Origin of the sequence: Imperialibacter sp. (assembly GCF_040222815.1) — a bacterium.
Taxonomy (GTDB): domain Bacteria; phylum Bacteroidota; class Bacteroidia; order Cytophagales; family Cyclobacteriaceae; genus Imperialibacter.
Map to the genome: position 1 here is coordinate 131,773 of NZ_JAVKCH010000040.1, position 20,270 is coordinate 152,042.

The 20,270-nt window shown below is 44.9% G+C and carries 18 protein-coding genes; 9 read left to right on the forward strand and 9 right to left on the reverse strand.

Features of this window, described 5'->3' with window-relative positions:
- Nucleotides 1-10: 10 nt before the first annotated feature.
- A complete protein-coding gene (locus RIF36_RS20215; RefSeq protein ID WP_350123948.1) occupies nt 11-565 on the forward strand; it encodes a DUF2911 domain-containing protein in 555 nt (184 codons plus the stop codon).
- 109 nt (nt 566-674) lie between these two features.
- On the opposite strand, the gene RIF36_RS20220 is transcribed toward RIF36_RS20215, so the two are convergent.
- Both RIF36_RS20220 and RIF36_RS20225 read right to left on the reverse strand, forming a co-directional pair.
- A complete protein-coding gene (locus tag RIF36_RS20220) occupies nt 675-1,382 on the reverse strand; it encodes a head GIN domain-containing protein (RefSeq protein ID WP_350123950.1) in 708 nt (235 codons plus the stop codon).
- A 112-nt stretch (nt 1,383-1,494) separates the two neighbouring features.
- Nucleotides 1,495-2,133: a DUF4136 domain-containing protein gene (locus RIF36_RS20225; RefSeq protein ID WP_350123953.1), complete on the reverse strand. Its 639-nt coding sequence runs from the start codon at nt 2,131-2,133 to the stop codon at nt 1,495-1,497.
- A gap of 310 nt (nt 2,134-2,443) precedes the next feature.
- On the opposite strand from RIF36_RS20225, the gene RIF36_RS20230 reads away from it, so the two are divergent.
- Nucleotides 2,444-3,316, forward strand: a complete 873-nt coding sequence (locus RIF36_RS20230; protein ID WP_350123956.1) for a lysophospholipid acyltransferase family protein — start codon at nt 2,444-2,446, stop codon at nt 3,314-3,316.
- Nucleotides 3,317-3,350: 34 nt separating this feature from the next.
- Here the strand turns inward: RIF36_RS20230 and bioB are convergent, their stop codons facing one another.
- Both bioB and sppA read right to left on the reverse strand, forming a co-directional pair.
- A complete protein-coding gene (gene bioB / locus RIF36_RS20235) occupies nt 3,351-4,340 on the reverse strand; it encodes a biotin synthase BioB (RefSeq protein ID WP_350123959.1) in 990 nt (329 codons plus the stop codon).
- 21 nt (nt 4,341-4,361) lie between these two features.
- Nucleotides 4,362-6,107 carry a signal peptide peptidase SppA gene (gene sppA, locus RIF36_RS20240; RefSeq protein ID WP_350123962.1) on the reverse strand — a complete coding sequence of 582 codons (1,746 nt, stop codon included), beginning with the start codon at nt 6,105-6,107 and terminating at the stop codon, nt 4,362-4,364.
- 86 nt (nt 6,108-6,193) lie between these two features.
- On the opposite strand from sppA, the gene folK reads away from it, so the two are divergent.
- Genes folK through RIF36_RS20255 form a run of 3 tightly spaced genes read left to right on the forward strand, consistent with a single transcriptional unit; the run spans nt 6,194 to nt 8,604 of the window.
- Complete coding sequence (gene folK, locus RIF36_RS20245) at nt 6,194-6,691, forward strand: 2-amino-4-hydroxy-6-hydroxymethyldihydropteridine diphosphokinase (protein WP_350123965.1); 498 nt, start codon at nt 6,194-6,196, stop codon at nt 6,689-6,691.
- Between the two features lie 54 nt (nt 6,692-6,745).
- Nucleotides 6,746-7,498 carry a sulfite exporter TauE/SafE family protein gene (locus RIF36_RS20250; protein ID WP_350123968.1) on the forward strand — a complete coding sequence of 251 codons (753 nt, stop codon included), beginning with the start codon at nt 6,746-6,748 and terminating at the stop codon, nt 7,496-7,498.
- Between the two features lie 5 nt (nt 7,499-7,503).
- Nucleotides 7,504-8,604 carry an aminotransferase class V-fold PLP-dependent enzyme gene (locus tag RIF36_RS20255; protein WP_350123971.1) on the forward strand — a complete coding sequence of 367 codons (1,101 nt, stop codon included), beginning with the start codon at nt 7,504-7,506 and terminating at the stop codon, nt 8,602-8,604.
- A 9-nt stretch (nt 8,605-8,613) separates the two neighbouring features.
- Here the strand turns inward: RIF36_RS20255 and RIF36_RS20260 are convergent, their stop codons facing one another.
- The 5 genes from RIF36_RS20260 to RIF36_RS20280 all read right to left on the reverse strand — a co-directional run bounded on the left by RIF36_RS20260 (nt 8,614) and on the right by RIF36_RS20280 (nt 16,059).
- A complete protein-coding gene (locus RIF36_RS20260; protein ID WP_350123974.1) occupies nt 8,614-10,932 on the reverse strand; it encodes a T9SS type B sorting domain-containing protein in 2,319 nt (772 codons plus the stop codon).
- A 45-nt stretch (nt 10,933-10,977) separates the two neighbouring features.
- Entirely contained in the window at nt 10,978-11,697 is a 720-nt protein-coding gene (locus RIF36_RS20265; RefSeq protein ID WP_350123977.1) for a LamG domain-containing protein, read from the reverse strand.
- Complete coding sequence (locus RIF36_RS20270) at nt 11,690-14,626, reverse strand: hypothetical protein (RefSeq protein WP_350123980.1); 2,937 nt, start codon at nt 14,624-14,626, stop codon at nt 11,690-11,692. Before RIF36_RS20270 ends, RIF36_RS20265 begins: the two co-directional genes overlap by 8 nt.
- Entirely contained in the window at nt 14,623-15,126 is a 504-nt protein-coding gene (locus RIF36_RS20275) for a T9SS type A sorting domain-containing protein (RefSeq protein WP_350123983.1), read from the reverse strand. The genes RIF36_RS20270 and RIF36_RS20275 overlap by 4 nt, the downstream gene beginning before the upstream one ends.
- Before the next feature lie 636 nt (nt 15,127-15,762).
- On the reverse strand, nt 15,763-16,059 hold the full coding sequence (locus RIF36_RS20280; RefSeq protein WP_350124172.1) for a UDP-N-acetylglucosamine 2-epimerase: 297 nt from the start codon (nt 16,057-16,059) through the stop codon (nt 15,763-15,765).
- A 249-nt stretch (nt 16,060-16,308) separates the two neighbouring features.
- Here RIF36_RS20280 and RIF36_RS20285 point away from each other — a divergent pair, with 249 nt between their 5' ends.
- The 4 genes from RIF36_RS20285 (at nt 16,309) to RIF36_RS20300 (ending at nt 20,218) form a co-directional block, all read left to right on the forward strand.
- Entirely contained in the window at nt 16,309-17,514 is a 1,206-nt protein-coding gene (locus RIF36_RS20285; RefSeq protein WP_350123986.1) for a glycosyltransferase family 4 protein, read from the forward strand.
- Nucleotides 17,515-17,517: 3 nt separating this feature from the next.
- Nucleotides 17,518-18,060 carry a methyltransferase domain-containing protein gene (locus RIF36_RS20290; RefSeq protein ID WP_350077817.1) on the forward strand — a complete coding sequence of 181 codons (543 nt, stop codon included), beginning with the start codon at nt 17,518-17,520 and terminating at the stop codon, nt 18,058-18,060.
- A 2-nt stretch (nt 18,061-18,062) separates the two neighbouring features.
- Complete coding sequence (locus tag RIF36_RS20295) at nt 18,063-19,547, forward strand: oligosaccharide flippase family protein (protein WP_350123989.1); 1,485 nt, start codon at nt 18,063-18,065, stop codon at nt 19,545-19,547.
- 86 nt (nt 19,548-19,633) lie between these two features.
- Nucleotides 19,634-20,218, forward strand: coding sequence for a Crp/Fnr family transcriptional regulator (locus RIF36_RS20300; RefSeq protein WP_350123993.1), 585 nt, complete (start codon nt 19,634-19,636; stop codon nt 20,216-20,218).
- The last annotated feature ends 52 nt before the right edge of the window (nt 20,219-20,270 follow it).

Here is a 20,270-nt window from a genome sequence, read left to right on the forward strand (position 1 = left end):
CATTAACAACATGAAAAAAACATTACTATTCATTTCATTCATTTCTCTGGTAGCCCTTTCTTCGCAGGCGCAGGATTTTAGGGGGCCTGACAAAAGCTCAATGGACATGGCTTACTATCCCGACAACTTTGCCCACGACAGAAAAGGAAGCGATGAGGCACTGGTACGGGTAATTTATAGCAGACCTAAAAAGAATGACCGGGAGATTTTTGGGAAACTTGAGTCGTACGGAAAGGTATGGAGAACAGGAGCCAATGAAAACACTGAGATCAAACTCTATAAAGACGCTACTGTGGCTGGTAAAAAATTGAAAGCCGGCACCTATTCACTCTTTACTATTCCAGGTGAGTCTGAGTGGACGATCATTTTTAGCTCAGCTCTTGACTATTGGGGAGCCTACAGCTACAAAGAAGACAAAGATGTATTGCGTGTAACTGTTCCATCAAAAAAAGTTGCCGATACGATTGAATACTTCTCGATTGTATTTGCCAAAAGTGGGACAAATGGCGCCACTATGAGCCTTGGTTGGGACAAGACGGTTGTAGACGTACCTTTTACATTCTAACAACTGAAATATATCCACCAGTCGCTGTATCAAAACAGCATTTTATTGGATGCAAACAGAAAGGCTTCACCGAGGTGAAGCCTTTTCCTTTTTATATTTAATGTCGGTTTTAATAATTCCGTCTACGAACATCGCCTCCTGAAGACTCGTCGATATTGACATATTGCGGCCTGCCGGAATAAGAAATATCGCTGCCACTGCTGGCGTCGGCTTCAATGTCGTCGGTGACGGTAATAGCCAAATCTGAACCACTGGACGCTCTCACTTTAGCTTTCTTAGCCACTAAGTCCATGGCATCCAAATCACTGCCCGAAGAAGATCGGCCTTCGAAGTACTCGGCCTCCCCTGAAAGCTCCATATCTGACCCGCTGCTCGACTCAGCCCTCAGTGTTCTGGCTCTTACCTGAAGTTTCAAATCAGCCCCTGAGGACGACTCTACTTCCAAATAGTCGGAAACAATAATCGTTTCCCCGGTTACATCCGAACCACTGGAGCTTTTGATGGACTTGACATTGGTGACGGTTACATAAACAGTAGCTTCACGATCTTTCCAACTCCAGAAGCTATTGTTGTTTTCAAAATAGATTTTGAGTTCCCCGCCTCTTACCTCTGTCATCAAATCGTCGAGGTCATCCCGGTCAACTTCCACGGTAACTTCCTGGCGGTTGCCCTGACGAATATAAACGTCAATTCCTGTGCTTACGCTCACGGCATCGTAGGAAGAAACCTTTCTTTCCTCCTTTACCCGCTGAGCGACAGCCTGCTGAACCACTAATGTCAAAACAAGTAGCGGCAAAAATTTGCTTAGTCTGTTCATGATATAATGAGTTTGTCCTTAAACCAAAGATGTGATTTAATTGCAAAGGTTGCACAGGCTATCACATCTTTTTTCTTAGACGCTCATTACGGAACCGGTGTTACAGAAATGCTTAGTCGTTGATAAGGTAGCCATCGGCCACCACTTTGTACTTGTCGAAAATAACGCCCGCAGCTCTGCGCAGTTGGCGATCAAGGTTGTCGGCACCAAGAGCAAACACTCCTGAGGCATATCCCTGCCACACTGCACTGTGCTTTCTTCTGTCGACAAGGATGATCAACAGAGTGCCTGAGTCCATGGTGTAGTACCTTGAGTCATATTCCTTCCTTCTTGAAGCTGCTTCAGCATTTTCAAGCTCTGTAAGTTCTGAGTCGCTCAGGTAGACCTCATCCTCAAATTCGTCATTGGAGGCAAGCGATACTTCCTTGTTGAGATAGGCATTTAGATCCTCCTGATTGTAGCCACGGTATTTCAGGTCAGAGAAGTAAATTTTGTAGTTAACATATATATCGGGCTTTCTATTGGAGTAACTGTAACCCTGCGATTCCATTCTGTTAATAATCCACTTCTCTAAATCAGGATTGTGACTGGAACTGTCACGCCTGTCAATATTCACAAAATCAAAGGTCTTGTATTTATTGAACCTTCCCAGGTAGCTATAGTCCGATTCAATGATAAAGTCTTTTTGAGAAACACAGGAGCCCAGGGAAAATAAGATAATTGTGCCAGCAAATAGTAAGATTGATTTCATACGTCTCGCAATTAATTGTATTGATATTGGATAATCCTTTTGCAGAATATTCGTAACTACATGAATTTCAGCAAACTTTTGTGAACCTGCAAACTTTTGATGTTAATAAATATGAGCACTTGTCATGGAACAGACGACAACCATTTTTTTATTTCGAAGTATAATGCATTTGACGAGAAGTCTGTCTGTGAGTTTGCCTGCCAATATTCACAGCGCAAAAGAACTTACTGTCACCTAAAATCCGTTTCTTTCATTGAAGTGAGTCTGTAAGACTCCGAACATCTACAGGCATCAACTATTTTCGTATACCTTGCTTAGAAAACTAAAATACACCCCCGTACTTTTATTATCACAACTACCTTTCTGGCTGATTTACATTTTGTCAGACATTTCCTTTTTGTTCCTTTACTACCTCGTTGGATACAGAAAGGCGATTGTAAGAAAAAACCTTACTGCTTCGTTCCCTGAAAAGGCTATTTCCGAAATCAAAGCAATAGAAAAAGCCTTCTACAGGCACTTCACCGATCTTATTTTCGAGTCGGGCAAATTCCTCTCGGTTAGCGAAAAGACGATCAGGCAGCGGTTCAAAGTACTGAATCCAGAGGTTTTCGAAGGTTTCTTCAACCAAGGCAGAAACCTGATTATGTACACGGCACACTATGGCAACTGGGAATGGCTTGCAGCTATACCACTCTCACTATCGCACAAGGTGGTCACTTTTTATCAGCCGCTACGGTCGGCCTACTACGAGGCATTGATGAAGGACACCAGGGAGCGTTTTGGAGCGATGGCTGTGCCCTCAAAAAAAGGCTACAAAACAGTGGTTGAACTTGGGTCTCAAGGTGCACTTTCAGTCACCTGCATTATTGGTGACCAAAGACCAAAAAGAAACAGCAGTCGTCATTGGGTAAAGTTCCTGAACCAGGATACTCCATTTCTGATAGGTGCCGACAGGATCGCCCGCAAAACAAACTATCCCGTCTTCTTCCCTTTAATGAAGAAAACTTCCAGAGGGCACTACACCCTTGAATTCGTAAAAGTGATTGAAAACCCCAACGAAGCGACGGCCGAAGAAATAATTGAACGGTATGCTGCCATACTTGAGAAGGCCATTGTGGAAGTCCCTCACCTGTGGCTCTGGTCACATAACAGGTGGAAGCTAAAAAGAGAAGAAAATGAGTAGCAAGTGATGCGCTCGTTCTTGCTACTGCTCGATTTTATACCATCGAATATTTCTCTGCAGCGGCTCCTTTAAAAGATGCCCTGGGCTTAAGGTTCAGCATCTGAAACATCTGTTTGTCTGCGTCCACTTCCGGATTGGGAGTGGTAAGTAACTTGTCGCCGGCAAATATAGAATTAGCTCCAGCGAGAAAGCAAAGTGCTTGCTCCTCCATAGTCATATTTACCCTGCCAGCTGAAAGCCTTACCATGGCCCTGGGCATAATAATTCTTGCCGTGGCTATCATTCGGATCATGTCCCAAACAGGCACTCGCTCCTGGTCTTCCAGGGGTGTGCCCTCAACGGCCACTAACGCATTCACAGGTACACTCTCAGGATGCTCCGGCAAAGTAGACAATGTATGGAGCATCCCCACCCGGTCGAGGTGAGATTCGCCCATGCCAATGATGCCGCCTGAGCACACAGAAATTTTGGCAGTCCGCACGTTTTCCAGCGTGTCGAGCCGATCCTTATAAGTACGTGTTGTAATAATATCTTCGTAAGCTTCTTCGCTGGTGTCGAGATTGTGGTTGTAGGCATACAAACCAGCTTCCTTCAGTCGCTTCGCCTGCGACTCTGTGATCATACCAAGGGTGCAGCACACTTCCATGCCTATTTGGTTCACACCTTTCACCATCTCAATCACCTTGTCGAAGTCTTTGTTGTCTCGCACCTCTCTCCAGGCAGCACCCATACAAAACCTTGTGCTTCCATTCTCCTTGGCGGCTTTTGCATTGGAAAGAACCTCGTCAACGTCCATTAATTTCTGCACCTTCACGTCAGTGTGGTATCGTGCCGCCTGCGGGCAATACGAACAGTCCTCCGGACATCCGCCAGTTTTCACCGACAACAAAGTACAAACCTGGACTTCCTGTGGGTCGCTGTACTCTCTGTGGACGGTAGCCGCCCTGTAAATCAAGTCTAACATGGGAGAGTTGTAAATCTCGTCAATTTCTCCTCTTGTCCAGTTGTTTCTTAGTTCGGTCATTCCCTGATAGCGTAGGTTCAGTTATTTGATGTCAAATGAATAAGGCATGCGAGCCTGAATACCCTCATAGTGCTGCAAATTTCTAATTTCTTTCAAATAAGGGGCAAGCATACCATAGTTATTTTTGATTGATCTGGCTTCCAGCTCGTTAGAAGCACTTGAAAACATCTCTTCAAAGAAGTTCTTTTGCTTCGGATAGAAACTCAACAGATAATCGTCACCGAGCTCAGCCTTGTTGGCCGCAATCTTAACTGCGTCGTCAAAACTTCCCAGCAGATCAACCAGGCCAAGCTCATGGGCTTGAACGCCCGTCCAAACTCTGCCGCCAGCCAACTCCTTCAGCTTTTCTATAGGTAAGTGCCTCGCTTCCGCTGCCTTCGAGGTAAAGGTTTCATAGCCTTCGTTTACACCGTCCTGGATAATTTGTTTCTCAAAGTCACTCAACGACCTTGTTACAGTCATTATATCTGAATATTCGCCTGTTTTTACTACATCGAAAGTAATACCCAGCTTATTCTCAAGGAATTTCTCCATATTGAACATCATGCCGAAAATGCCTATCGACCCGGTGATAGTATTGGGCTGAGCCACGATGGTGTCGCACGGCATGGAAAGATAGTAACCGCCTGATGCTGCGTAGTCGCCCATGGAGGCAATAACTGGCTTCTTTTCTTTGGTAAGCATTATTTCCCTCCAAATAATATCGGAACCGGTAAGGCTTCCTCCCGGAGAATTAATTCGCAGCACTACGGCCTTTATTCTATCGCTTTCCCGGGCATTTCTTATTTCCCTGGCAAATTTCTCAGCTCCAATTTGGCCATCTTCACCTTCTCCCATCAAAATTTCACCTTCGGCCACTATTACCGCAATCCTGTTCTTGGATATTTCGTCCGGCGAAATCGACTTCTTATACTTCTTCCACGAAATAAATGTGATGTCAGCATTCTCTTCTATTCCAAGTTTTATCTTGAGCAGGGTCTTCATTTCATCTTCGTAAGCTACTTTCGTAGCCAGGCCGTAGTCGACAGCATCAGCCACTCTTCGCACCTTCATTTCCGATGAAATTTCTTTCAGTTTTTCAGCCGGGATGTTTCTCGCTTCGGCAATATCTGCCAGAAAAGTATCGTGAGCAGAATTCAGGAAAGAATTGATCTGAAGCTCATTCTCAGGACTCATGTCTTTGCGGATGAAGGGCTCTATCGCCGACTTAAACTCTCCTACTCTGAACACAAGTGGCTCAATTTCCAACTTGTCAAGTGTTCCCTTAAAAAACGAAATATTGGCGCTGAAGCCATTAAATTCAAGTGAACCTTGTGGATTAACGTAGAGTTCGTCAGCCACTGACCCGATATAGTAGTCGCCTTCAGAAATGTAGTTTCCGTATGAGTAGATGAACTTCCCTGATGTTTTGAAATCCAAAAGAGCATCTCTTACCTCTTTCAGGCTGGCAAAGCCACCCGACAGGTAGCCATGTTCGATATATATGCCTTTAATTTTATCATCTGTTTTTGCATTCTGTATAACTTTCAACAGATCAAGTACGCCGAGGTAGCTTGGCCCACTATTTGGGAAAAATTCCTGAAATGGATCTTCGGGAGTACGTTCACTTAAAATACCACCTAAAGGCAGGTAGAGCACAGAATTATCTTTCACTTCTACCGTTTCTTCCGAACTGCTCGAAGCAATGCCGACAAGGATCAGTATGCCCAGAAAACTGAAGATAAAAAGGCCAAGGATGGTGGCTAACAAATTTCGAAGAAAGGCCATTGAGACAGTTTTTGATTTAATTTTGTTCTTTGCAAATCTAACAAGATTCACCTAAGTTAAGAGCACCGCTAAAATTATTCACCTCCATGGGCATTTTCCTTTTACTCGGTTCCAACCAGGGCGATCGTTTGGCTACCCTTTTGGAGGCAGGCCGAATGATAAACGAGCGAATAGGGCAGATGGTTCGAAGTTCGTCTATTTACACCACCCAGGCATGGGGCCAGACTGATCAGGCTGATTTCCTTAACCAGGTGATCGAGATTGAGAGTGGTTTAACAGCTAAGGAGGCCTTAAATCATGCACTTAAAATTGAAAACCACCTGGGCAGACGGCGAGTGGAAAAGTGGGGCCCAAGGGTGATCGATATCGATATTTTGTACGTCGGCGATGAAATAATCAAAACCGATGAGTTGGTCGTACCGCATCCTCAAATTCAGTTCAGAAGGTTCACGCTTGCGCCATTGGCCGAGGTAGCACCCAACTTTATTCACCCTGTTTTAGGCAAAAGCCAAAAGCAACTACTTAGTGAATGCGTCGACACGCTGGATGTAATAAGAATATCAGACGCCACTGCCGCCACATAAAATAAATACCGTCTGATACATTTTTCTTCTAACTTCAGCGGGTAACGAGGACGCATGGAATATTACGAATATCTACTCATTGTGGCAGTCGGGTTTATAGCTGGCTTTGTTAACACAGTGGCCGGTGGAGGCTCACTGCTGTCGCTGCCAGTGCTTATTTTTCTTGGACTACCACCGGCAGTCGCCAATGCTACCAATCGGGTAGCCATCATGGGGCAAAACATCTTTTCGGTGGCTGGCTTTCAAAGCAAGGGCGTATCCGCCAGACCCTATTCCTGGTGGCTGGCTGGATCTTCCCTCATCGGTGGTGCCATTGGTGCCTGGTTTGCGGTAGAAATTGATGCCGATCTTTTTAATCGCATTTTAGCCATCATCATGGTGCTCGTGGTGCTCTCAATCATTTTCGACTCTGTTTTCAAGAAAAAATCAACTGGAGAAAAACTGGATTTCATTCACCAGCTCTGGGGTGTTATCGCATTCTTTTTCATTGGCATCTACGGTGGGTTCATTCAGGCCGGGGTTGGCTTTCTCACTATCGCCGCACTAACACACATCAATGGGTTTTCGTTAGTAAAAGCCAACTTTGTAAAAGTATTTGCGGCATTGATCTACACAGGATCAGCCCTGTTGGTTTTCATTATAGAAGACAAGGTAAACTGGACACTAGGGCTGGTGCTTGCTGTCGGCAACAGCGCCGGTGGCTGGATTGCGAGCCGATGGTCAGTGGAGAAAGGCGACAAAGTGATTCGGATCTTCCTGGTGATTACCGTAATTGCATTAGCCATTAAACTTTGGTTTTTTACCTGAAAAAAATGATCGCAGACAAAAAAGGCATTCGCTCCGAATACCCTCTTCTTCAAAACTGTACCTACCTGAATACTGCCAATGCTGGTGCTATGAGCCAGGCAGCACTCCGAAAGGGAACCGACTACCTTACAGAATTCGCACAGTATGCCAGCCAAAAGCTTCCGTTGTGGATGGGCGAGATGGAAGAAACAAGGAAACTGTTTGCAGAACTTCTGAATGCCTCAAGCGAAGAAATAGGATTGACATGGGATACCTCGTACGGCATTTCCTGGGTGCAGCAAATGTTGCCATCTGACCTTGAACTGGTGCTGGTAACGCACGATTTTCCCTCGGTGACACTGCCATGGATTCACCACAACCGAAAAATTCACTGGATTGACTGGGACATGAAAAGCCACATTGATCTGGAGACCATAGAAAAAGCACTATCCGGCAAACCAAAGATATTGGCGATAAGCCATGTGCAGTACACCAATGGATACCGGGTAGACCTCGAAGCCATTTCTGCCATGTGCCAAAAGCACGGAGCGTTTCTCATTGTGGATGCTATTCAAAGCCTTGGTGTGATCCCCATCGACCTGCAAAAAGTGCGTGTTGACGTATTGGCAGCAAGCAGCTACAAATGGCTGACCTCCGGCTACGGAGCTGGTGTGTTGTACATAAACAAAAACTCCAGAAAAAAATTGACACAAGGATCGCTAGGCCCAGGCAGTATGACAGATTTTCTAAAGGATCCGATCCCGGCCGAAAACCTCAAACAACCGCCACAAAGTCTTGAAGCTGGCCACCCCAAGCCGCTACTGATACTGATGCAGGGCCAGGCGTTGAAAGAGCTGAAAGCAATCGGTTGGCAAAACGTTTACGAAGAGGTGAAAGTGCTTTCTGCAAAGCTACACACCGCTATTACGGAGGCCGGATTTACTCCTATGGCACCCAGAGACGGGAAAAGCTGGTCGGGTATTGTGTCTTTTGAATGCGACAAATCGGTTCACCAGAAGCTGACTGATGAAAAAATCATCACTACCTACCGGCCAAATTACCTGCGGGCGGCTGTGCATTTTTATAATGAGGAGGGGGAGATTGATAGGTTGGCAGAAGTTATTTAATTGAGGGCACTATCTGACCAAATGAAAGTATCCCTTATAGCTCGCAGGGCAAGCTATAAACTTGATTGTGTAATAATAAATGCCCGAGGGAAAGTGATCTCCGCTCCAATCATTTTGGTAGTTTGAGGCATGATAGATCATTTGCCCATCCCTTGAAAAAATCTCCAGTTGATTGCCAAACAGCCCCCTATTACTCAAAATTTCTAACCTGTCATTCCTGTTGTCGTTATTGGGTGAAAAAGCGGTAGGAACTTCGTCCGCAAGAAGCTCTCGAGGACTATAAATATTTACCAGAACAGTATCGACCGAAGCAGGACATATTCCGTCTGAAACTGTCCAGATTAACTTGCTCAGCCCAGCCGCATCAGACTCAAAGCCGGACGAAGAGCTTTCCGGTGAAAGAACGTGCACATTTCCTTCTATAACCTCCCATTGGCCATTCCCTGTAGCAGGGTTTTGAGCTTGGAGTTGGCTTGCCGCAGCAAAGCATTGATCAACGTCCTCTCCAGCATAGGCAAGAGTCTGCTCCTGTATGGTTATGGTCGCTGTGTCCGACGCCGTGCACTCACCAACTGATACTGTCCAGATTAGGTTGTAAGCCCCTGGTGAATCAAAATTCACTTTCGTTTGAGGTGAAGATTTATCGGAAAAGCTAACCCCAGCATCTTCGGAGGCCCACACCCCATCACCACCGGCGTCCACTGCGTCCATGCTGACGGGCAAGTCCAATGAGCAATATCTAAGGTCTTTGCCAGCAAAAACCCCCTCTAAGGAATCGCTTACAAGAACGACAACTGTGTCACTTTCTTGCCCACAAGGGTTCGAAACAGTCCAAATAAAAGTATTAAGCCCGGTTTGCATGTTCGTGACAACAGTACTTGGACTGCCAATATTTTCAAACACACCGAACCCCAGTGCGCTCCAAAGGCCTTCCTCGCCATCGCCTAGTGATGCCGAAAGGCTGGTACTGTAACCACAAACAGCCTGGTCAGCACCAGCGCTTACGCCGGTTATTTCAATACCGCAATCTTCTGTACCCAACACCCACAACCCTCCCAAATCCTGTCCCAGTTCATCGTAGTATGGAGCTCCGATTACGAAATTGTAACCACCTCCTGCTTCGTAAGCTAGTACTGATTGACCAAATCTGCTTCCAGGCTTTATATCAATATTGCTTCCTCCCAATGTATAACTTAGCTTTCTGGCGTTAGTAACATCGAAGTTTCTTTCCGTCTCAAAAGTCCAAACCGCCCCCGCATCTGCTCCACCTGCGTTGTCCCTTGTAGAGCCGACCAAGAAGCCGTAATCACCCTGCTCATTGATATTTTCCACCACTGAGATAGAAGTACCGAACAGCTCTCCTGAATTAAGCTCATAGTTAAAGCCAGACTGATTTTGAGTAATTTTTTTTTGATTCTTGACACTACCATCACCATTCAGGAAAAGGATCCAAATTGCACCTGCATCAAATCCCGCATCATCATCCCGCTGACTCCCTACAATAAGTTCAGCAATACCATCTCCGTCAGAATCTCCGGCATTTGCAACAGAGCATCCAAAATAGTCTTCATAGCCCAAAACGTTCGGGAAACCAGAATTTCCTCCGCTTATTTTTCTATTTGACTTAACAGAGCCGTCGGGGTTCATAAGCAAAAGGTAAACAGCTCCGGTTTTGGCATTCGCCCCATTGTCCCGATACGCCCCCACAGCCAAGTCTATCACACCGTCCCCATCGATATCTCCCAAAGGTGTCACAGAACTCCCAAATGACGCCAGGTCAGCTAGTGAACCTGTGAAGCCTCCTGCCGTTTCGTTAATCTTCTGGTGAGTTTTTACCGTGCCATTTTCATTCAAAAAAAGTATCCAGACTGCCCCATGCTGATATCCTCCATCTTGATCGTAGACAGCACCTACCGCCACATCGGTTGTACCATCACCATTCAAGTCTCCAATATTTGATACTGAATAACCAAACCGGGAATTCGAAGGAATTATGACAGCTAAACCACCTTGAGAGTTTGAAATTTTATGTTGGTTTTTAACGCTGTTATCACGATTCAACAGGACAATCCAAATGGCTCCAGATTGAGCACCTCCATCATCTGTACTGCTAGCTCCTACAATAATATCCTCAATTCCGTCGTGATCAAAATCTCCGAGACTGGCAACGGAAATGCCAAAAAGATCACCAGGACGGAGGTCTCCACTAAAATTTTCCTGGCCCTTGGAAATAATCTTGAAATTTGACGGGAGTTCAAACTGGGCGTTGCAAATAAACCCAAATGTCAGACCAATTAGTGTTAGTAGCCCTCCTCTCACTTTGCCCACAGCCATTGTTTTATTAGAGAAGAACAATATTAGAACAAATCCCCGTCATCGTCCAACGTTTACTAATCTTCCTATTTCCTGTTCAGAAACAACCAAGTTATAGACTTTCATGTCGTCTATGTAACCGCCAAAAGGCCGAACCTGATTAATATGGTTTCCGATAGTAAAGCTTTTCATGAGATCTGCAACATTCACTTCCCCTCGGGATACAGCGTTAAGCTCATCATCTATATATAGTTTTAGGAATATGCCATCGTAAGTAAATCCCACCATGTGCCACTTATTGTCAGTCAACATACTTGCAGAATTCGTCTGGCATGCACTTTTACCCCCTCCTTCATCCGCCAAAACAACCCTTAGGCCGACTTTGTCTCTGACCAAAAACCCCAACTTATCCCCATTATTAATGATGTGCTGAGTTCGGTCGTCAGGTCTTCTCGCTAGTTTAACCCAGCAAAAAATAGAGAGCTGGCTTTTGAGAGATAAATCCGAAGTGACATCAATTCTGGCGTTATTTGATTCGAAAAACATTGATGACTGCTCCTTCCCAAATCTATCATCGGCATTTGTAACCTCGCCCCAATTTATCGTTCGAAGACCTTGGAAGTTTGAGAAAGAATCTCTTCCATCGAAACTAAAGTTCAACAACAATCCATCTGAACGACTAATGCTTTTGGTAGTTTTTTGTGTGCAGGAAAAAATCTGCTGATAAAAAACGACAACGATCAGAACCCCAAGGTATTTTCGGGTTTTAACTCTATTCATTTTCCGGGCAAACTATGGTGGTAAAAACAGGTGCTCCGGCGTTGTCAACAGTCATTCTCCAGCATGTTCCATTAGGCGATTTCATAATCACTCCATTGGAAGCGTTATCAATATAGACGTCGCCGTCTGAAACGTGTAGTGCACTTTTGGGGTTATCAGTCTGGATACCGATTGTGCCAATTATGTTCAGTCCCTCACTCCACTGCCATCCTCCAGTAGTATGCCACAGTTTTGCCTTGTTATCAGGAGCCGTAAATTGCGTGCCTCCAAAAATGAGCGCTCCTCGATAATCATTTGAACCAATTTTCACAAAAGCACCTTCATCAAGTCCAGAGCTTATTTCGAATTTACTAAAGGATCGATCCTGTTCATTAGAAGATTCAACAAAGGGCGAAGTAACGTGAACTTTATACAATGGGTTCGACAAGCCAACTCCCAAATTTGCATTTTCAATAACCACGTTTCCGCCACTTTCAATCACTAACGAACTGTTAATTGCGGCAGAGGTTTGTATCGATCCATCGGGAAACTTGATGCCACCATCAAGGCTTTCGATTGTGCCATTAACAGAAAGCATTGATTCTGGGTTTTCCGTACCAATACCCAAAAAACCTTTTTCCGTCAGCCTCATACGCTCGCTCCTTTCAACTTCTCCAGCGTCGGTTGTTTCAAATTTGATGAGTGAAGGATAGCTGTTAGTACCAGCACCGCTACCTACATACATCTGAATCCCCGCAGCCCGTCTGTAGTCACCATCAAAGTAATACCTGGCATAAAACCCGCCAACACGGTCTCCATCTTGCACGTTGGTTGGACTCTGATAAGTACCTCTCGATCTGTGAGATACAAAAGATGCATTGAGGTAATCTATCTCACCTGACGCATGCGCCATCAGGTTCATCGTATAGTTATTTCTAAAGATTATTGGCTCGTAATTGGAACTACCCACACCCGCAACCTCAAAATTGGTTTGAGGTGCCAATGCCCCTATGCCGACGTTGTTGCCATTGGCATAAATTGGACCGCCTGCCTTATTAAAGTAATTACCATTGATAAATGCAGATGATTGAATAGTTCCGTCTGGGTACTTGATACCACCATCAAGGCTTTCGATTGTACCGTTGACAGAAAGCATTGATCCAGGGTTTTCGGTACCAATACCCAAAAAACCTTTTTCCGTCAACCTCATACGCTCACTTCTTTCAATTTCTCCAGCATCGGTTGTCTCAAATTTGATGAGCGAGGGATAACTGTTTGCACCGGCGCCGCTGCCTACATACATCTGTATCCCGGCAGCCCGCCTATAGTCACCATCAAAGTAATACCTGGCATAAAACCCACCGACACGATCACCATCTTGCACGTTGGTGGGAATTTCGTAAGTGCCTCTCGATCTGTGAGATACAAAAGATGCATTCAGGTAATCTATTTCTCCCGATGCATGTGCCATCAGGTTCATCGTATAGTTATTTCTAAAGATTATTGGCTTGTAATTGCCACTACCCACACCCGCAACCTCAAAATTGGTTTCAGGTGTGGATGTCCCAATGCCAATTTGGTCGTTAACGGCGTAAATGGGGCCGTCAGTTTTGTTGAAATAGTTGGAATTAATAGCAGTGGCAGCGCTTGTTTGCATAGTTCCATCAGGAAATTTAATGCCGCCTGAAGTTGAGTGAATAGTGCCATTGACTGTCAAAGGGGCCCCGGGGTTAGGTGTGCCAATACCAACGTAACCATTGTCGGCAATCCTCATCCTTTCAGATCTTACAACACTATTTGTAGATGTGGTCTCAAAGCGAATATTCGACGGGTAATTTCCGGCACCAGCGCCGACACCTACAAACATTTGTATTCCGGCTGTACGTTGATATTGACCATCCAGATAGGCTCTCCCATATACACCGCCGATGCGATCACCTCCAATAACGCTTTGAGGCGCTCCATAGGTGCCTCTGGATCTATTGGCCACAAAAGATGCATTGAGGAAATCAACATCACCAGAAGCATGAGCCAAAAGATTCATTGTATAGTCGTTGCGGAATATAACAGGTTCATAGTTTCCACTGCCTTCTCCGGCCAATTCAAAATTTGTTTGAGGTGCCGCAGTTCCTATCCCAATATAACCCCCATCAGTCGCATATACCGGCCCATAATTTCTGTTAAAATACTCACTACCAAAACTTGCAACAGTAGCCGCTGACGTTTGTATACTTCCATCCGGGAATTTAACACCTCCCTCGGTTGATTCCACAACTCCTTGCACCGAGAGTCTTGACGACGGGCTGTTGGTGCCAACCCCCACATTACCTCCTTCAGTGTATATTGGCCCCTCCGTTGTATTAATCAAATTGTCAGGCATCGCTGCAGAAGTTTGAACAGTTCCATCCGCAAATTTTAATCCTCCTTCGGTAGTCTCAATCTGACCTGCAACAGTTAGCCTAGATGTCGGGCTATCAGTTCCAACACCCACGTTCTCATCGGTTGAAATACCTCCAGCTCCTGCTCTCCAAATATTATCTCCCGACCTCTTGGCATACAACGCAATAGGAACCGACAAAATCTGAGTGGTTCCTATTTCGACAAAATCTGAATCGCCAGACAGCTTGATCTCAACCTTTAAAAAGAAAAGATCGTCTCCCCATTCAATGGATGAAAACTCCCCCGAAAGAATTTCTCCATTGCCAACAGGCAGGCTTACAGTTCCGAATTCGCTGCTTGATGTGGAATGGATTTCCTGGTAAACTATATCGCCTGAGAAATCGCCTTTTAGAATCCCCAATTGAATAGACAAACTTGCGTTGCCCATAGGCTTGCCATCTGAATCTCGAATCACAGCCTGATAATTAAAAAAATCCTGGGCATTCGCTCGATTAATGAGTAGCGTGAAAAGGAGGATAACAATAAGTTTTGAAAGGATAGGTGTTCTCATTTTACTTTCGTTATTTTTTCAATTGAAAGAAGGTTACCATTTTGCTCTAGTATTAACAGGTACATTCCTGGCAAAAGGGCGGATGCTTCCAGCGTGACTTCATCTTGCAAAAAAGTCCTTTGAAGCACAATATTACCGGAGGTGCTATAAACTCTGGCACTCACGGGGTGCTGCTTGAGCAAATCCCCTGCGGTGGTCTTTAAGACAATAAAATCTGTAAACGGATTTGGGTAAGCCTTTATAGCCTTCGGTAAAACACGGCCTGTACCTGCTGGAATTTCTACGAATTGGAATTGCTGAAATCCTTCACTAACGACAAAACTCCCGGCAGAATACACATTGGTAAATGGCTCTCCTACTGACCATTCGACCATAAGTCTCCCAGAATTGACGACACTGGACGCCCCCCCTGAGTTTAGCGTATGTATGGAAACATCCTGACCGAAACATAGGCTTACAGTAAAAAAATTAACGCCGACAAGCAAAATACTTTTTAACATAAATAAAAGTACACAACATCGGCTAATTTAAAAGTAAAATTTTACTTATAATTCTTTCTAAAGCTTTTCCGCAAAGCAATTCCGGAATTGCCTGCTTTTGGATTTCCTACTTCAATCTTTCCCTGGCTCTCAATCAGCTTCTTTCGATCAGAGCCTAACATCTAATTGGTTCCGATATCTATTGTTTTTGTCCTTTCAGTGTTTTCTCATTGTGTAATTCAGAACACCTTTGGGTATGTGGTTTCCTCCGATATCTCCCGACGAAGTAATCACCACAATTGCATTCTTCACCAGAAACATAAATCCGAAATAAGAAAAAGGTAGTTCATAAACGATCGACGCCTCGGTAAATTCGACTTGCTCGGGTTTTATCCCGATCAAGGGCTGTACAGGAAAAATAATTTTTCGTTCTTTGATACTTCTAGTCAAAAAAGATAAAATATGGTCAGATTTGTCGGTCATCAACATTCGATACCAATGTAAAGTAAACAAGAAGTAGTTTTTGACTGATAACCCCTCTCTATTCCTTGCGCTTTGAGCCTATCCAGGTGCTGAATCAGGTTATAGATCATTCTGTTCCCCACAAAAAGTATGTTCCCAATTAACAGCGCCCATCTTCACCAGGTTGGTAGAAGCCTATTCGGTGGTTGTGAAAAGGTAGTCGGCGAAAGAATCGGTCACGATTCTGTTTATTTCCTCTGGCATCGTCATATCATAAGACCTTAGGCCTGCTTCCATGTGAGCCACTTTGATCATCATCTTTTTGGCAACTAACGTACAAGCCATGGTGGAAGTGACGTCTCCAACAACCATCACCAGATCGCATGGATGGATTGTCAAATATTCTTGAAATGCCGTGATGATCTTGCCGGTTTGGGAAGCCTCTGAGCCGGAACCTACATGCAGGTTGGCATCTGACTCTGTAATTTCCAGCTAGTCAAAAAAAGACTTGCTCATGGCGTGTCGTAGTGCTGGCCTGTATAAACTAGTTGAAAAGCCAACTCCCTGCCTTCAGCTTGAAATTTCTTGATTGCCTTGATAAGGGAGCAATCTTCATAAAGATGGGCCTGGCCCCTGCCACTAATACCAGTCTCATGTTTGCTGAAAAGGATTGGGTTATTGAAAAAATTAAACTGAATTTTGACACGAAGTAAGAAGGAAATGCCTGTAAAAAAAATCTTAATGTTTCTAAACGATCCCTATCCTGGCGACATAAGGGTTTTCAAAGAGTCAGACGCCCTGATGAAGGCGGGATTTGAAGTACATTTGCTATGTCTCAGGAAGAATGCCACCCAGCCCTTAGAAGAAAGGCTTGAAAACGGGTTTTTCATTCACAGGGTAACGACGGACTCCAGCACCTTCCAAAAAGGCATATGGGATATCGTGATTGCTACCTTTTGGAAGCACCCACTATTTTATCGCAGGGCCAGAAAGCTGTGCGGCCAGCACGCTTTTGAAGCGGTACATGTTCACGACCTGCCGCTTGCCTACACAGCATTTAGTCTTGCGGAAGAGTTCGGTGCAGCGAAAGTGCTTGATTTGCATGAAAACTATCCGGAAGCGCTGGCTGTCTGGTTCCAATGGAGAAAAAACCCGTTTATTCGACTTAAAAACAATATCTTCTTCAACTATAAGAAATGGTCAGGCTATGAGATCAATGCTATCAAACGAGCCGATCATGTGATTACGGTCGTAGAAGAAATGAGAGATAGAATGATTGAAGTGAGTGGAGAAAGAGATGAAAAATTCTCGGTAGTTTCCAATACTGAGCAATCAGGTTTCATTCAACAAGTCAACGATCCAGAAGTGTATGAAGACTGGAAAAAGGAATTCATTATCACTTATACCGGAAATGTCGGGCCACACCGTGGAGTAGACACCGTCGTGAAGGGAATGCAATACCTCAAGGACATCAAAGACTGCAAGCTGGTAGTAGCGGGTTCCATGAATGACGCTGTTAGAAACTACTTGATTGGCCTTTGCACAGAGCTTGGCATTGAAAAAAACGTGAGGCTATTAGGATATCAGCCATTTTCTAAATTTTTCTCTTTTATGAAAAATGCTAGTATCAATGTGATTCCTCACAACAGTAACCCCCATACCGACCACACCATACCTCACAAGCTTTTCCAATGCATGATGGTGGGAAGGCCGGTCATCGTTAGCTCATGCAAACCACTAAAGCGTGTCGTCGAATCCGTTGAGGCTGGCAAAGTATTTCAGGCGGGCAATGCGGAGGGTTTCGCCTCGAAAGTGAGAGAACTTTATAATAATCGTATTTTAACAGAAAAGTTGGCAAAAAACGGACTCGGAGCTACATTAGAGGGCAAATACAATTGGGATACCGATGCCAGAACCCTTGTTAACTATTACCAATCAATTGCTTGAAAAATGTTTCAGAGAATTAAGGCGAGAGAGAAAGAGCTGGCCAAAAAAGATCGATTTAAGAAAACCCTGGCCTTTATGTCGCACGGGCTCAACCCGCCCGCTAAAATTCTAGATCTAGGCATCCCAAACGATCTTTCGAGATTTCTTGAAGAGAAAGGCTATCAGGTATCGAATACAAAAGGGGAAGACCTTGATGAGGTGCCAGAGACAGTTGCACAGGGCGGCTACGACGCCGTTACGGCTTTCGAAATACTTGAACACCTGGTAAATCCGTTGAGTGTCCTCAAAGCCATCAAAGCTAAAAAAGTTTACGCTTCCATTCCTCTTCAAATGCCGTTTAGCAAGGCATATAGAAATAAAAACGACCCATGGGATCAGCATTTTCATGAGTTTGAGGACTGGCAGTTTGACTGGCTACTCGACAAAGCTGGTTGGGAAATTGTGCGAAGAGAAAAATGGAAAACAGTTGTGCTCACTCCGGGTATCCGACCAATGCTAAGAAAAATTATCCCAAGGTACTACATTATCGAGGCTCGTCGTAAATAACCATGGGCGTAGTCATCCGGCAGAGCTTTATCACTACAGTGCTCACCTATGTGGGGGTGGTAATTGGTTATGTCAATGTGCTGATCCTTTTTCCAAAATTTCTGACACCGGAAGAAATTGGCCTGGTGCGCCTTATTCCAAGTGCCGCCTTTCTCCTACTGCCCCTTGCCCAGCTTGGTTTGGCGCAGTGCACAGTTCGCTACTACCCGGCCTTTGAGAAGAAAAAAAATGGCCCTGGCGAGTTGTTAGCCTTTGGATTCATTGGGGTGACAGTAGGTTATCTAATTACACTTGTGCTCTACAATATCTTCAGAGACCCCATCACTGCTTATTTTGCCAAAGAGTCCGGGTTGGTCAACGATTACCAGTGGGTGATCCTGGCTGTGCTGCTGGTCATGTCGTTTCAGGCGGTAGCAGAAGGGTATTCTCGTGCTTTGCTGAAAATTGTGGCCGCCAATTTTGCCAAGGAAGTGCTGGTGAGGGTAGGCACGAGCATCACTGTACTCCTCTATGCCGTGAATATCATCACTTTTCCTGTCATGGTTTACACCATGATTGTTGTCTACGGCGTATCGCTGCTTTACCTGCTGGGCTACCTTGCCTACCGCAAGCAGCTTTCTCTCAAGTTCTCCTTTTCCACTTTTGAGAGACCTCAACTGAAAGAAATGATGGTCTACAGCACGTATGCTTTGCTCGGAGCAGGTGGCTCTTTCATCATCCTGAATATTGACCAGATCATGATCAGCGGAATGATTGGCCTGAGTTGGAATGGTATCTATACTACTGCCTTTTACATAGCGGTGGTGATCGAAATGCCACGCCGGGCACTGACACAGATTACGACACCGCTCATCTCCCGGGCTTTCGACAAGCATGATATGGTGGAAATTGACAAGTTGTACAAAAAGGTGTCCATCAACCAGATGATCGCTGGGTCGCTTCTATACATCGGCATTGCCACCAACCTCAATTCCATTTTTGCGCTGGTGCCCAACAACGAAGCCTTTATCCAGGGCATTACGGTGGTGAACATCATCGGCTTGGGCAAACTGCTGGACATGACTTTCAGCCTGAACGGTGAGATCATTGTGATGTCGAAGTACTTCCGGTTCAATGTGCTTTCCCTGGTCATACTCGCTGTGCTTGCCGTCATGCTCAACCAATGGCTCATTCCACTCTACGGCATCGATGGTGCCGCCTGGGCATCAGCCATCTCTCTGCTGCTCTACAACCTGGTCAAAATGACTTTTGTATGGGTAAAACTGGGTGTTCAGCCATTTACTTTCAAGAATCTAGGGATGGTTGTCATTTCAGCATTGGTTCTACTGGCGGGCCTTTATCTTCCAGCCTTCTCAAATGTATTTTTAGACATCTTCATACGCTCGGCAATGATTACGATCCTATTTGGCGGGGCCGTCCTTCTTTTTAGAATTTCACCGGATGTGAATGAACTGGTAAAGGTGGTTTGGAGTAGACTTAGGTCGTAACGCACCACCAGAATTCGTGATTTGAAAACGAGCTAATCCCCAAGCCAAAAATTGCGTTTATCAGTTATGAGTTAACCTAAAGTAAAATGAACATACAGCCGCTGTTTGATTATATCGCCAGGTATGTAATATTGACTGCCGAAGAGCAACAGCTACTTCTGGCAAACGTAAATCGGCGACGGTACCTAAAAGGCCAATACATCGTGCAGCAAGGAGATATCTGCCAATTTGAAAACTTTGTCTTATCGGGCTGTGTGAAGTCCTTTTACATAGACCCGGAAGGTCACGAGCATATTGCCATGTTTGCAATAGAAAACTGGTGGGTAACCGATTTGGGTAGCTTTATCAAGCAAAGGCCTGCCGACTACAATGTGCTATGCTTGGAAAATACGGAGTTGGTTCAATTCCATCATGAAAAACTTGAAGCACTTTACCAGAAAATTCCATCGCTTGAACGATTCTTTAGGATCATCATTCAAAATGCTTTTGTGGCCTCGCAAGATAGAATAGTGCAAAGCATGAGCGTTCCTGCCAGGGAAAGGTACCTGGCCTTTCGGCAAAAGTATCCGCAAATAGAGCGGCGTGTGCCACAGTATATGGTCGCTTCCTACCTCGGAATCACCAAGGAGTTTTTAAGCAAAATTCGTAGCCAGCTCATTCACGAACAGTAGAGCCTATTAACCTAGTTTAACATCCCTTTTTAATCTGGTTTATTTTCCACCA

Bases quoted from the DNA above. Each gene is read 5' to 3' on its own strand.
- RIF36_RS20255 (WP_350123971.1), top strand. From the start codon at position 7,504: ATGATCGCAGACAAAAAAGGCATTCGCTCCGAATACCCTCTTCTTCAA.
- RIF36_RS20275 (WP_350123983.1), bottom strand. From the start codon at position 15,126: ATGTTAAAAAGTATTTTGCTTGTCGGCGTTAATTTTTTTACTGTAAGC.
- RIF36_RS20285 (WP_350123986.1), top strand. From the start codon at position 16,309: ATGTTTCTAAACGATCCCTATCCTGGCGACATAAGGGTTTTCAAAGAG.
- RIF36_RS20270 (WP_350123980.1), bottom strand. From the start codon at position 14,626: ATGAGAACACCTATCCTTTCAAAACTTATTGTTATCCTCCTTTTCACG.
- RIF36_RS20300 (WP_350123993.1), top strand. From the start codon at position 19,634: ATGAACATACAGCCGCTGTTTGATTATATCGCCAGGTATGTAATATTG.
- RIF36_RS20295 (WP_350123989.1), top strand. From the start codon at position 18,063: ATGGGCGTAGTCATCCGGCAGAGCTTTATCACTACAGTGCTCACCTAT.
- RIF36_RS20250 (WP_350123968.1), top strand. From the start codon at position 6,746: ATGGAATATTACGAATATCTACTCATTGTGGCAGTCGGGTTTATAGCT.
- RIF36_RS20220 (WP_350123950.1), bottom strand. From the start codon at position 1,382: ATGAACAGACTAAGCAAATTTTTGCCGCTACTTGTTTTGACATTAGTG.
- sppA (WP_350123962.1), bottom strand. From the start codon at position 6,107: ATGGCCTTTCTTCGAAATTTGTTAGCCACCATCCTTGGCCTTTTTATC.
- RIF36_RS20265 (WP_350123977.1), bottom strand. From the start codon at position 11,697: ATGAATAGAGTTAAAACCCGAAAATACCTTGGGGTTCTGATCGTTGTC.
- folK (WP_350123965.1), top strand. From the start codon at position 6,194: ATGGGCATTTTCCTTTTACTCGGTTCCAACCAGGGCGATCGTTTGGCT.
- RIF36_RS20215 (WP_350123948.1), top strand. From the start codon at position 11: ATGAAAAAAACATTACTATTCATTTCATTCATTTCTCTGGTAGCCCTT.
- RIF36_RS20225 (WP_350123953.1), bottom strand. From the start codon at position 2,133: ATGAAATCAATCTTACTATTTGCTGGCACAATTATCTTATTTTCCCTG.
- bioB (WP_350123959.1), bottom strand. From the start codon at position 4,340: ATGACCGAACTAAGAAACAACTGGACAAGAGGAGAAATTGACGAGATT.
- RIF36_RS20290 (WP_350077817.1), top strand. From the start codon at position 17,518: ATGTTTCAGAGAATTAAGGCGAGAGAGAAAGAGCTGGCCAAAAAAGAT.